This window comes from Candidatus Nitrosopumilus sp. bin_68KS, assembly GCF_054095825.1.
Genome location: NZ_JBSWSP010000009.1, coordinates 103,426 through 117,389 on the forward strand (window position 1 = coordinate 103,426; position 13,964 = coordinate 117,389).

Below are 13,964 nucleotides of genomic sequence, written 5' to 3' on the forward strand. Positions count from 1 at the left end.
CGTTAACTACTGTTAACCTCTAACTTAAAATTATTTTTAGAACATCTATTCATTAAAGATATAGCGTCTTTCGCCTCTAGATTCTTTTTCTGTATTTACATTAACTAGTACAAACTCTTTCTTTGAATGAACCATGGATTCTTCAGGAAGTAGTTTGTTTTCATGTAATTCTTCATATTCTTCCCATGTCAATCTCTTTCTATCTCCAATCTCTGCTTCTAAATTCATATCTTTTACAATCTCTTTGTATTCTGGCTGAATTACTCCACTGAATACCATTGCACTACTTCCACTTCCATAAGATCCAAATCCTACTCTTTTAGATTCTAATTCAATTCCTTTTTGGAATTCATATTCCAAACTACTTCTAAATCCTAAATACAATGATGCAGTATACAAATTTCCAATCATACTTGATGCAATTAAAGAACTTGATAGTTTTGATTCATACACTTCTTGATATTCACGTGTTTTTGTAAAAAGTTTGGTAAATTCATGATCTTTTGCCATAAATTCCTCATCAGCTAAAACTGATTCAATTGTACCGCGTGGATCTTTTGGTCTTGGCTCTTCTACACCTATTTCTTGTAGAATTCTTTTCCATCTTGGTAGTTGTCGCCATTCATGTCTAACTAAATATGCTAGTGCCTTTTTCCCCATATTACTATATGGTAAATGCATATGGATGTAATCCATATGATCTAAAATTGTTTCACCTGGTTCTATTTTGATTAATCCTGATGAAATAACTTTCTTCTTGTATGATTCAAGTGCTTTTCTAACTTGAATCATGTATAATAAATTAGAATATTGTCCATGTACAATTGGTGTTTCTTTTCCAAATGGTCTGTAAAAATCATATTCATCTTTAATTGATGTTGCGGTAACTTTAGGATCAAATGCTAATAATCGTGGATTATCATTAAGTAACATTACAACAGCTCCTGCACCCTGAGTCATTTCGCCACTAGAACCCATATCGTATTTTGCAATATCTGATACTACAACTAGTGCGTGTTTGCCTTCAGCTTCTCCTGCTCTAATCCAATTTGTATTGTCATATAGTGCATATGAGCCACTAACACATGCAAATTTAGTTTCAACCCCGCCACAGTGCTCAAAAGCACCTTGACCATAAACTTGTTCAAGCATTCCAATTACATATGAGTTCATTGCTTTTGATTCGTCAAATGCAGATTCTGTTGAAACATATAATCTGCCAATATCTTCTGGAGAGAGTTTATTTTTTTGCATTATTTTTAAACATGCATTTGCTGCCAAGCATGCAGGGTCTTGATTTGCATCGACAATTGACATTTGAGATACTCCTAGACCTTTTTGTAATTTGACTGGGTCTAGGCCTCTAGCTTTTGCAAAATCAGATGCGTCAATATACAATCGTGGGATGTATATTGCAATGTCGTCAATACCAGCTGCCATAAGCTTCGCTCCGATATTTCATTAATAAGGTTATTGTGTAAATTCTAACTAACTAGGAAGGAAATTTTCCTAATTTTTCAAATTATTTATAAATAATTTGATCGCTATTTTGATTTTTCCAGTTCTACTTCAAAAATATTTTCAAACACTTCAAAAGGCTGAGCTCCAAAAATACGCGTAGTTTTACCATCAGGACCAATGACAAAAAATGCAGGCGTCCCTGTTAATTCAAGAGACCTTGCATCTTCATTACTTGCAAGAATTATTTGTGAATGTTTTTGGTTATTCATGCATTCAGACCACTCGTTCATATCCAATCCTATTTCTTGCGCAAATTTTACAAGATTGTCTGATGAGGCCCATCCATTATTCTCTCCGGTCCAGTTTGAATATAAAATATCATGATATTCCCAAAACAATTTTTGATCATCTGCACAATGAGCTCCATGAGATGCTGCAACTGAATCTGGACCAATAATGTTGTAATCTTTGAAAATCATTTGTACTTTGCCTGTATCAACATAATTTTTTAATATTTTATCCTCAGTTGTATGAAAAAATACATTACAGAAATGACATTGATAGTCTCCAAATTCTACTAGTGTTACTGGAGCATTTGAATTACCAAGAATTGGTGAACCATTTGACAAAAATGTGTTCATTGTAATTTTTGCTGGCCCTAATTCTTCAATTTGAGGGGTTGACTCCATTGTTAATTCTGACTGATTAGTAATTCCTTGAAGTCCTAAAAATATGACAATTATTACTGCTGATGCAATTACTGCCCCTATTCCAAGTGATGGACCGTGTATCAATTAAAAAAATAAAATTCTTGACCCATTTAGTCTTTTGTGATGTAATGATTATGATGATTTTCTATTACTGGATTGTTTGTCTAAATTAAATACTTGTAATAATTTTGAATTTTCATTTTCTGTAATAATTGTCTCTATTAGTGTCTCTTTTTTAGAATTTTCTGGAATATGATGTTCTGTTTGAAAAATCTCATTCTTATTAGTAATTCCATTAGATGAGAAAAACCCTTACTATCTTCATTTACTGTGGCAACTTCGATGTTTGTATTTTGAATTTGTCCACAATTTTAATAATAATCATTTAACTTGTTTTGTTTTTTGTCAAAAATTCTGATATTTAATTTCATAAATTTTTCTGAATAAACCCTTTGAGTGTATTGAACTAAAATTGCAAGATCCGACTGTTTTTCAATTTCATTTTGAGTTTCTATGGGTTTTTCTATAATACTTAGATTGACATTACCCTTAATGAAAATAATTCCTTTAGAATCTCTCTTTTCTTCAACTATTTTTGAATAAGTTTTGTATTGGATGTATCTTAGGAAATCTACCTATGCGTGAACATTATTCATTGAAATTATTGAGCCTGCCAATATTATGAGTATTATTTATATCGTACAACAATTCATTATTATGCCAATCTAAAGGATCATTATTTTATAAACAATTATTATCATTATGATTAGTCGGAATTTATTATGCAAGCAAAAAATCATGTTGTAATTGTAGAGGATAGTCCTGCCATTGGATTTCTTTTAAAAAATTATCTTGAAAAATTGGGCTATAATCAAATTCATACTTGTGATACAGGTGCCGTTGCTATGGCTACAATTAGCGATTTAATCTCTCAAAATCAAGTTCCGATTGTTTTACTTGATTATATGTTACCTGACATGGATGCACATTCTTTATTGACTCAAATTTTGGAAAAACAACCTGACATTCGTGTAATTTTAGAAACTGCAACTGAAAAAAGTGATGAAGGAATTAAAGATCTTATACGCCTTGGGGTCTGTCATTATATTGAAAAACCAATTAGATTTGAAAATTTAAAATCTATACTAAATACTATTGAAAAAGAGGCTTCATTCTTTTTAGATGGTTCCACATCTTCAATTAATTCTACTAATTTGGGCAACGAGAACTTTACAGTTGAAGAACAAATTGAAAATGCTATGATTAATGTAAAACAAGCAAGTGTGAGCAAAATTGAAGAGATTGTAGGTAAAAGTAATCTAATTGTAAAAAATCATCTTGAAAAATTAGAAAATGATGGAAAAATTATTACAATTGATCAAATAAAAGAAATTGCGTGTAGTAGTTGTAATTCTACTAATACTGAACAAAGATTTTTTTGCCCATCATGTAAAAGTTCAGATTTCAAACTAGGGAAATTGATCGAACATTATGACTGTGGAAATATTTCTGAAGAAAGTACTTATGAAAAAGATCTATGTCCAAATTGTAAAAAAGAAATTAAAGCATTAGGCGTTGATCATAGAGTAATGCAAAATCATTACATTTGTAATGACTGTAATGATTTTCATTCAGAACTATCTATTGAATATGTTTGTTTAAAATGTGATAATAAATTCCCTCTTGAGCAATGCAAATGGAAAACAAGTAAAATCTACAAAGTTGTTAGTATGTAATAATACCGTTTTTAACCAAATATTCTATCCCTTGAACAAACGTCTTATCGTCTATTGTGCCCTCTGCCCACCATCCAGCGTTATTTTTTATCCATTCGGGGACGTCTTTCATACCTGTTTGTAATTGAGATTTTTCTGAAACTTTGATTATTTTCTGTTTAACCAAATATTCTATCCCTTGAACAAACGTCTTATCGTCTATTGTGCCCTCTGCCCACCATCCAGCGTTATTTTTTATCCATTCGGGAAGCAAGATTATCAAATTGGAATTTATTTTTCCAATTGGTACTATTTTGTACCCCTTATCCTTGAATTCTATGATTAATTTCTCCAAGTCATTAATTTGTTCTTGATTAATTGAATTGACATATGTTGAATTTGTTATTGTTGAAAATTCTTGTGGATGAATAGAAATTACTGTAAACCCATAATTATTGATACTTTGATCCGCCTCTACAATAATAATGTCGTTTGAAACTCTCTCAAAAATATTTGACGATGGATTGTATTTTCCAGTTGATGTGATTTGTGGAAATCTATAAAAATTTTCATTTTTAAATTCAAATGGTGGTTCATCCCCATTAGTTAAACTAGAGCTGATATGTGTGATATTATTTTCTTTTAATATGGTAAATGTATCATCGTTAAATTTGTTATTTGGTGGGAGGAATACTTGAGGCCTAATATCTAAAATTGATTCAATTATGTCAAGTGATTCTTTAAGATTTTCACTTTGTTCAATTTTACCATAACTTGTAAATGGGTTTAATCCAATTCCTCTAGTTGCTATTTCTAAATAACTCGCTTTATTTTTAGTGGCATTTTCAATAAATCCTGTAATTTTTTGATCGTTACCAAATGCGTTTGCAATAATTCCGATTGTCAGTGGGGTTTTATTTTCAATAAATGTCTCCATGATGCTCATTTGAACATTATTCAGCCAATAATCTTGAACATCATCCAGTCTAAACGCCACGCAGTTGCATGAATCAATTTTTTTTCCAAAGATTACTTCTGTAGTTTCCCCATTGATTTCTATCTCTGTACTTTCTATTTGTTCAGAAGTTTGGTTTTGATTAAGTTTAGCAGTTTTAGGTATGACTTCTGTTAACTTCACCAGTTTGGCATCTAATTGTGAAACTTCATCTAATAGTAATCCTAATTCAGCAAGTGATTTTTGATTGGGAATGCTGTATTCTCCTTCTTCATTTTGAGAAAATTCTTGAGGATGCATCATTACTATGGCATACCCTTTATCATCTACGCCTTGAATAATTTTTTCTTTGATGTGATCTTTATCCTGTAATTTCCAATTCACATTATTTAACAAAACACCCGTTTCTGTAATTGCTGGAACAATAAAAAAAACATCATCTATATTTTGAATTTTAGTATTTTGAGTAATATGTGAGTTTAAATGTGTGAATCCGTTTCTTTTTAAAATATTTACTGTGTTATCATTATAGAGATTTTGTGGAGGTATGAAAGCTTTTGGGGTGACTCCAAACACGTCAAATATTTTTTTATTCGTCATTACTATATTGTCTTCTTGAATTTTTTCATCAAAATTTGTTAATACATCATTATTCCAACTATGATTAACAATCTCTATGTTGTTATTTTCCAAATTTTCTTTTAATACTGAAACGATTTTTTCATCTCCTCCAATTAAATTTCCTATCACACCAACTGATAATGGAATATTTTTTTCTGCAAACAAATTGATTATTTCTATCTGAGCATCTGCTAACCAATAATCTTGAACATCATCCAGTCTGAATGATATACAATCACACGAATAGAATGGTTTTTCTTTCTTGAGAACTTGTTCAGAATTTTTAAAAATACTAAACTTGTTTGTATCTCCAATTATCTGAATACTATTTTGAGGCCATAATTTGTCATCTATTTTTTTGTCTGAATTTATTTTAACCGTATATACTCCCGTTTTTAGGTTTGAAAATTGTGCATCCCCTCTAAAACTTAGATTGGCTGAATCTACCTGATTTCCGTTTTTATCTAATAATACCACTTGGTAATTTCCGTCTTTTGAGGTTATTTTTTTAGAACCCTCAAATAGATTGATTATGATTAATTCCTCAACTGTTTCTGAAATGTTAGTAATTATTTTTTGATCAACTGCAAGTCCTGCTTGAACTTTTATTGGATAATAAGATGTGAGAAATATTTCATCTAAATATACATCTGCAATATAATGATCCCCTTCTTTGGTTGTGGATTGAATCCAATATCGTGTTGTTTCACCTTGATCATTGGTTATATCTCTCGCTAGTTCTAAATTATTTGGTGATTTCAAAATTAGTGTAGCTCCCCTAATGGGAATTTCACCATTTTTATAAAATACTTCGAATTGAATTCCCCCTGATATTGGAATTGATATTGTAACTTTTTTAGAATCTTTTTCAAGTTGTACGTATTCAACATCTCCAAATACTCCATTTGAATAAACTTCAATCTTATATCTATGATTTTCAGGAACTGTGATAAAATCTGGATTACTTAGCATGTTTTTTTCTAAAAGTGGTTCTTTATTGAAGTCTTGATAGACTACTAATTTCATTCCATTAAAATCTGCTCTGTCTCCATTGGTGTATTTTATTTCAACTTCAATTGTCTCTGATTCTTGTGCAAAAACACTATCTGTATAATTTACAAATAATAAAACTGAAAAAACTATACTAAACATAATCACTTTATTCATCAAATCAAATCCCTACTCTTTTTGCACTTGTCCATGTTGCTTTTTTATTTCGTAATTGCTCTATTATTGCTTTTAGTAGTAATGCATCTATAATTTGTTTAAACCCAAATACTAAAAATCCTGCGTGCCACAATAATTTAGGATCTTCGCCATCGATTCTGATGGCCAATGCTGTCATTAGATAATGTACTATTGTAAAAATTAATGATATCTGAAGAACATATAACCAGTCTCCTAAAACAACACCTAAAATTGCATTTATTGCAGAAGTAAATCCTATGATTGGTGTAATTACCATTCCTAAAAATAAATATGGTAGAGCCAATCTTTGCAAATATCCAAATCTTGGATTTGTCAAAGCATCTGCATGTCGCTTTAATACTTGCATGTTGCCCCGATACCATCTCTTCCTTTGTGCAAAAAAGTCTTTGAAAGTATTAGGTGCTTCAGTATAAGCAGTAGCTTTTGAACTAGCTTGAGTAATTAGACCTGCTTTCAATAATTTTATTGTTTGATCAAAGTCTTCTACAATCGTATCTTTTCCATATGCACCTGCTTCTGTCAAATATGATTTCTTAAAAGCTCCTAATGCTCCTGGCACTATAGTAATTGAACCAAACACGTCAAATGCCCTTCTAACAATCTGAATTCCAGTAATGTATTCAAGTGCCTGACATTTTGTTAACCAATTAACCTTATTTCTGACTTTGATATTGCCTGCTACTGCTGCAACGTGCTCGTTTACTTGGAATCCTTTTACGATTTCTTTTAATGAGTGACGTCCAATTATTGTATCTGCATCAACAATTACTATGATTTCCCCTGTGGAATAGACTATTCCGTAATTTAGAGCAGATGCCTTTCCACCATTTTCTTTGTGTAAAACTTTGATTTTATCTTTGAATTGATTTGCAATAGTTAATGTATTGTCTGTACTTCCATCATCTACAAAAATTATTTCTTTTTTTGGATATTTTGTCTCAATCATTGCTTCAATTGTATGTTGAATTACTTTTTCTTCATTATATGCCGGAATTATTATGCTGATTTTTGGATATGATTTGATTTCTTCTTGAGTATCTTCACGATATTTACTCAATACCGCCATTGGTACAAATAGCATTGTAGACCAAAATGTTATGGTCATTGCCCAAAGTAGTATTATTCTAACTGGTGATTCAAATAAAGAATACCCTTCATACGCAATCATTGTTGCAATTAAAAACGGAGATCCTAACAAAAATAATAAAAATACAGACGGAGTCTTACTTGCGTAAACATTTTTAGAAAATAATTTACCACTTGCCCCAATCATATGATATACTGTTATTGCTCCACCTAATCCCATAGCTATCATGCTTATAGGTCCTAGTAGAAAAAATACTGAGCCAATTAAAACTGTAAAGATTGATCCGGTAAGAAGAATTGAGATGGGGTCAATTCGTTTTTTTGTTTTACTTGTTTTATTTTCTTCTGAATTACGTCTTTCTGATTTCTCAAATTCTAAAATTGGTTGAATACAATTTGCATGGTGCCATTTTTTTTTATATCTTATTGATTTTTCAACAAATTTAATTTCTTTATCACATGTAGTACATTTTATCAAATTTGGATTAAGAAAAATTGTCTTGTCTTTTTTAGGGATTTTTTTAACTGGTCTTGAATCTTTTATTTTTCCTGAAATAGTTATTCCTAAATAATTTTTAAGATATTCTTTATCTGAATTTGAAATCTCTTTATTTTTGTTAATCACTCTGATTAGATATCTATTTCTTTCTGGATCTCCTTTTGATGATTTTATGGCATCTACCAGTTTTTTAATTAATAAAATTTTATCCAATGTTGGTTATAGTTAATCTTCGAATTATGATTATATGTGATTTAGTCATCAAAACTTTCCTTTCGGTCTACTTTTTTATCATGCCTAATTCTTTCTAAAAATGCATAAAATCTTGCCCTTCCATTTCCGATTTTTCTAATTATAACCGTAATGAACATACACTAGTGAATTACATCATTGGTTACGATGATTTCTTTTGAATATAGAATTCTTAGCGAATTTAAAATTAAAAAAGCAAAAATTGATACCTTATCTAGTTTTATTTCCAATTACAAGGATCCTAAAAGCATGGAGGTAAAGGATGCTTCAGAATTTCTCGATGTCTTGATTGATGAGATTGATAAATTTTATGTCTTACATAGTGAAATACTATCGAAAAATGGAAAAAAACCACATCATTGTTCGCATTTAGCTGAAAATGAAAAATGGAATGAGAATGTGGAGATTTTTTATGAAAAAAATCCTCGAAGACGACCTAGAAAATAAATCATAATCTCATTGAACTAATCTAAATAAAAGGGTCAATCATAGCGGAATTATGAAGAGAGTATTTGTTAACGGATATGGCTCCATAGGAAGTAGAATCACTTCATTTCTAAAAGATGATCCTGAAATCACTGTTATTGGAATAGGCAAATATTCTCCTGATGAAAAAGTAGATGTCGCCATTTCAAAAGGGCTTGAAGTATATGTTCCAGCCAACAAAATCACATCGTTCTCAAATTATAAAATTGCAGGTTCTATTGAATCAGCTCTTGATGATTGTGATTTGGTGATTGATGCTTCTCCTGGAGGTTATGGTTTCAAAAATAAACTAAACCTCTATGAGCCAAAAAATATTCCTGCTATTTATCAGGGAGGTGAAACCGTTGTTGGAGATGAATCTGTTTCTGATTTATTGTTTAATTCAAGAGTGAACTATGATCAAGCATTAGGGAAGCATCACGTTATGCAAGGAAGTTGCAATGTTACTGGAATGGGCAGAATTTTAGAACCATTACGTGCAAAATTTGGAGAAAAAATAATTCGTTTTGATGTGACTTTGATAAGAAGGTGGGCCGATATTGAACAAACAGAAAAAGATGTTACAGATACAATAGAAATGTCTGAAAAACCCCATCATGGAGATGATGTAAAAATGTATTTTGGAAAAGATGCGCCACTTTATGTTAGGGCCATCAAAGTTCCCTCAAGACAAATGCATTTACACATCATGGATATAAGATTCAAAGATATTGCTCCTAAACCTTCTGAAATCCATGACCTTTTTACAAATGAATTTGGCGTAGCTACTATTTGGACTGCAAAAGGAACAAAAGATATTCGAGATTATGCTAAAGATATGGGTTTTAATTTCACTGATACAAACATGATTCACATTCATGCAAACATGACTACATCTATTGGCGATACCGTTCAAATGATGTATTCAGATGATCAAACAGGCATAGTTATTCCTGAAAATCATATGCTTTTACAGGCAATGTTGTTTGGTAAATCATATGAAGAATCATTTGCTCATACTGAATCAATTTTTCATATGAAAGAAAAAAAACAGAAATTACAAGAGCGTTTTGCTAAAGAATAAATTATTTTGTCATACGTTCTATTCTAATTTTTTCAGGGAGGTTCTTTACAACTTTTTCAACAATTATACGCACTTTACCTAATTCTAATTTGTCTCCCTCTTGAGGAATATCTTGTAATTTCTCATGTAATAATCCGTTTAGTGTACTGTAATCATCACCTTCAGGTAAATCTGATTTAAAAATTTCATTAATTTTTTCGATTTCAATATCTCCTGTTGTGATTATTGTGTCTTTATCTATAGAGTGATATTTAATTGATTGAGGCGAATCTGTTTCATCTTCAATATCTCCAAGAATTTCTTCAATAAGATCTTCTAATGTTACTAGTCCTTCTACTCCTCCATGCTCATCAATCACTATTGCCATGTGTGTTTTTCTACCTTTCATTTCTCTTAATAATGCAGTAACCATTTTTTCTTGAGATACAAAAACAGGTTTTCTTGAAATTTGCTCTAATGTCTTCATTTTATTATCAGATTCAAGTTCTCTTAACACATCTCTTACATGAATAAATCCTACAATGTCATCATGTGTTTCACCATAAATTGGAATTCTGGAATGAGAATTCTGATTAATTATTGGTAATGCTTCAAATAATAGCATCTTTGCAGGAAGTGACTGCATTTTCATTCTAGGGGTCATGACAGCACGAATTACTGTATCATCAAATTCTAATGCCCTATGAAGTAAATCACGTTCATGTGATTCTAATGCTTCATCTCGATGTCCCTGATCAATAATTCCTCTGATTTCATTTTCAGTTAATGCTGGTGGGAGATAATCACTTCCAGTAATCTTGATCATCACTCTGGTAATTCTCTCCAATGTCCAGACTACTGGATATGTGGCATAACTAAACATTAGCAGAATCCCGCTTGAACGAAGTGCAACTTTAGTTGCATTGGCATTACAATATGTTTTTGGCGTAACTTCCCCAAAAATAATAATCAAAAATGTCATAATTCCCACTGCAATCCCAAGCCCACTATCTCCGAATAATTTTATGGCAACTACAGTTGCTAATGCTGATGATCCAATGTTTACTAAATTATTTCCAAGATTTACAGCTGACATCATCCATCCTGGATTTGATTTGAGTTTTTGAAGAGCTTTGGAACCTCGTCGTTTCTCTTTTACTAATTGTTCTACAGTAGCCTGAGTGGTACCTACTAATGATACTTCTAAACCACTAAAAAAACCAGATAATCCAATTAATCCTGCTAATGCGGCAAGCTCCATCCAAAGTTCTACCATTTTATTGCCTTCCCGAATATTTTAGAAATACACGAATTACTCATTTTAGTTATTTTGCACCATCTTTTGGTTGCAATATTTCTGTAATGCATGGATTTAACTCTTGAGATGTCAAAAACTAAATTGATATTTGAGCCTAATTCTAGGTTTATTTTTTTGGAGGTATTGCAAAAATATTATTTGGGTTTTGATGATACTCTACTGGCAGCATGGCGTCTTTTTGTCTACCTGTAAGAATACCTACTACAACATCATCTTTTTTAATAATTTCTTCTCCGATGAGCTTCTTTATTCCCACCACTGATGCTCCTGATGCCATTTCACAATCAAATCCGTTTAATCCAACTACTGACATCCCATCAAGCATATCTGAGTCTGAAACTGTGGTGGCCACACCATTTGTAAACTCTAATGCACGTAAACCCTTCAAAATATTTGCAGGCCTTCCAATTTGAATTGCAGTTGCTTTAGTTTTTGGTTTAATACCTTCTTTATCTAAATGATCATAATATCTAGAAATTAATGCCGTATTGGGCTTTCCTTTATTCCATCTGAGTTCTTCATTTTCAAATTTTCCATTATACAAATCTGATAATGTACTTGCACCGTCTGAATTAATCACAGCTATTCTTGGAATTTTTTTAATCCAGCCCCATTCATACAATTCCATTAGTGCTTTTCCACAACTTGAAGTATTTCCCAAAGCCCCACCTGGATAAACAATCCAGTCTGGAGATTCCCAATTGAGATATTCTAATGCTCTAAATGGAATTGTTTTTTGACCTTCAATCCTAAATGGATTAATTGAGTTTACAGTGTATCCTTCATGATTTTGAGCATCATCCAATGATTGTTTTAATGCCTCATCAAAATTACCATCTACTTGTAAAATTTGTGCTCCAAATTGATATGCTTGGCTAAGCTTTCCAGGCGCAATCTGTCCTGATGGAATGTATACATCGCAATCAATTCCCTCGTTTGCAGCAAACATTCCTGCAGATGCAGAAGTGTTTCCTGTAGATGCACAAACAATTTTTTTTGCTCCAACCATCTTTGCATGTGTTACTGCTGTTACCATTCCATTGTCTTTGAATGAGCCACTTGGATTGTATCCTTCTGGCTGTAGCCATAAATTTTTTGTTGAAATTCCTATGAATTCTGCGGCTTTTGACATTTGATATGGTTTTGATTGTCTCCCTTCTGCACCATCTAATGAAACCAAATATTTTGAACATTCCTCAAGATTTTCAGTATCTATTTGGCAAAAATTTAGTAATTCTCTAAATCTCCAAACTCCACTTTCATTAAAAATACTCCCTTCTGAATTACGCCTCTTGTAAAATACTTCTTTTAACTCTGTTGGAGGTTTATTTTTGTATTTTACATCTAACAGGTGACCCTCTGTACATTGTACATTTGTACTCTCAACTGGATATTCTAAACCACATTGAGGGTCAATACACTTTAGATACGCATCTCCCTGCATTGTCATTTCAAATAATTTGTGATAATTTAAAGCAAATGTGTAACTTTTAGACCTAGTAAAGCTATTTTTCCTAAACTTTAGATTAGATACAACTTACAACTATTTGTGGTAACCTATAACGATCATCTGAAAAATATCTTAATCCAGATTCTTGAATCCTATAATCACCTCAAAGAAATTCAAGATAAACCTGGAGATCTAGAATATATCAAAAAAGAAATGCTAAAAATTAATGGATTTCTTAAAGTAATTGGTAATAAAATGGATGTTGAGAAGATCCCGTCATCGGATTTTAAACCATTAAAATCTAAATTTCAGCAATATTTACAAAACTATTCTTTTGAACAAGAAATCGAAACAATGATGCCAATATATGCAGATGATGTTCATAGAATAAAAAATATGAGATTTAAAATATTGGAGGCACTTGAAGATAAAAAAATGATTGATGATACCGAAAGTTTGATTGAAAAAATATGACTGCTGGAAAAAAATGTATCTTATGTGGATGCAAAGATCATAAATTATTTGGATGCTCTAGACACATTTCAAAAAAATGTAGCTGCTATAAAAAACTCGATTCATCTTAAAACATATTATTTTCTTTTAGGGCCTGATCTTTCATGAAAATTCAAACAACATTTACATTCTTTTTCACGACATTCTGATTCGCTATGATGTCCACAGATACCACATTCACAGCTTTTTGACATAATTACAATTATCTGATTTAGAATATAATTTATCCCCCAAATTTTTATGAGTTTATAGTCAAATGAGACTATTTTTTAGATTTTGATTTTTTAACAGGTTTTTCTTTTGCTTCAAGTTCTTTTTTAATTTCATCGGCTTTACTATCTACTGCTTTGATGATTTCTTGAATTAATCCATCCAGATCACTGTCTTCTGCTGGTGGCTCTACGGTGCTTGCTATTTCGTTAATAGTACTTGAAATTTCAGAACTCACATCTTCAAAACTTTCAGGGTCTTCATATGCTGCATTATATAGTGATTTGAGGTTATTTACGTGACCGATCACTTGTTCTGTTAATACTATTTTATAATCTGTCCCATTCACGTCGAATTCTTTTGAACTCATAATGGTTTTCAAATTCTTTTGTTTATAATGTTTTTCAGATATTCAAAACCAAAATACTGAATATCTA

General features: G+C 31.3%; 11 protein-coding genes. 4 read left to right on the plus strand and 7 right to left on the minus strand.

Translation table 11 applies throughout. The features are described 5' to 3' along the window. Window positions 1-45 precede the first annotated feature (45 nt). Together ACW9W3_RS03835 and ACW9W3_RS03840 are read right to left on the minus strand one after the other, a co-directional pair. Window positions 46-1,440: a hydroxymethylglutaryl-CoA synthase family protein gene (locus ACW9W3_RS03835; RefSeq protein ID WP_457764838.1), complete on the minus strand. Its 1,395-nt coding sequence runs from the start codon at window positions 1,438-1,440 to the stop codon at window positions 46-48. Window positions 1,441-1,544: 104 nt separating this feature from the next. Continuing rightward, window positions 1,545-2,255, minus strand: coding sequence for a DsbA family protein (locus ACW9W3_RS03840; protein ID WP_457764839.1), 711 nt, complete (start codon window positions 2,253-2,255; stop codon window positions 1,545-1,547). 698 nt (window positions 2,256-2,953) lie between these two features. On the opposite strand from ACW9W3_RS03840, the gene ACW9W3_RS03845 reads away from it, so the two are divergent. Next, window positions 2,954-3,907: a TackOD1 domain-containing metal-binding protein gene (locus tag ACW9W3_RS03845; protein ID WP_457764840.1), complete on the plus strand. Its 954-nt coding sequence runs from the start codon at window positions 2,954-2,956 to the stop codon at window positions 3,905-3,907. Here ACW9W3_RS03845 and ACW9W3_RS03850 read toward each other — a convergent pair. Beyond that, window positions 3,897-6,629 carry a polysaccharide deacetylase family protein gene (locus tag ACW9W3_RS03850; protein ID WP_457764841.1) on the minus strand — a complete coding sequence of 911 codons (2,733 nt, stop codon included), beginning with the start codon at window positions 6,627-6,629 and terminating at the stop codon, window positions 3,897-3,899. The two genes, ACW9W3_RS03845 and ACW9W3_RS03850, sit on opposite strands and share 11 nt — an antisense overlap. Window positions 6,630-6,633: 4 nt before the next feature. After that, window positions 6,634-8,469, minus strand: coding sequence for a glycosyltransferase family 2 protein (locus ACW9W3_RS03855; RefSeq protein WP_457764842.1), 1,836 nt, complete (start codon window positions 8,467-8,469; stop codon window positions 6,634-6,636). A gap of 186 nt (window positions 8,470-8,655) precedes the next feature. On the opposite strand from ACW9W3_RS03855, the gene ACW9W3_RS03860 reads away from it, so the two are divergent. Together ACW9W3_RS03860 and ACW9W3_RS03865 are read left to right on the plus strand one after the other, a co-directional pair. Further along, window positions 8,656-8,955, plus strand: coding sequence for a hypothetical protein (locus ACW9W3_RS03860; RefSeq protein WP_457765016.1), 300 nt, complete (start codon window positions 8,656-8,658; stop codon window positions 8,953-8,955). A 52-nt stretch (window positions 8,956-9,007) separates the two neighbouring features. Continuing rightward, a complete protein-coding gene (locus ACW9W3_RS03865; RefSeq protein WP_457764843.1) occupies window positions 9,008-10,057 on the plus strand; it encodes a type II glyceraldehyde-3-phosphate dehydrogenase in 1,050 nt (349 codons plus the stop codon). A 1-nt stretch (window position 10,058) separates the two neighbouring features. On the opposite strand, the gene ACW9W3_RS03870 is transcribed toward ACW9W3_RS03865, so the two are convergent. Together ACW9W3_RS03870 and thrC are read right to left on the minus strand one after the other, a co-directional pair. Beyond that, entirely contained in the window at window positions 10,059-11,312 is a 1,254-nt protein-coding gene (locus ACW9W3_RS03870) for a hemolysin family protein (protein WP_457764844.1), read from the minus strand. A gap of 148 nt (window positions 11,313-11,460) precedes the next feature. Next, window positions 11,461-12,798, minus strand: coding sequence for a threonine synthase (thrC, locus tag ACW9W3_RS03875; protein ID WP_457764845.1), 1,338 nt, complete (start codon window positions 12,796-12,798; stop codon window positions 11,461-11,463). Window positions 12,799-12,903: 105 nt separating this feature from the next. Between thrC and ACW9W3_RS03880 the strand changes: the two genes are divergently transcribed. Beyond that, complete coding sequence (locus tag ACW9W3_RS03880; RefSeq protein WP_457764846.1) at window positions 12,904-13,278, plus strand: hypothetical protein; 375 nt, start codon at window positions 12,904-12,906, stop codon at window positions 13,276-13,278. 301 nt (window positions 13,279-13,579) lie between these two features. On the opposite strand, the gene ACW9W3_RS03885 is transcribed toward ACW9W3_RS03880, so the two are convergent. Further along, window positions 13,580-13,897, minus strand: a complete 318-nt coding sequence (locus ACW9W3_RS03885; protein WP_457764847.1) for a hypothetical protein — start codon at window positions 13,895-13,897, stop codon at window positions 13,580-13,582. Window positions 13,898-13,964: the final 67 nt, after the last annotated feature.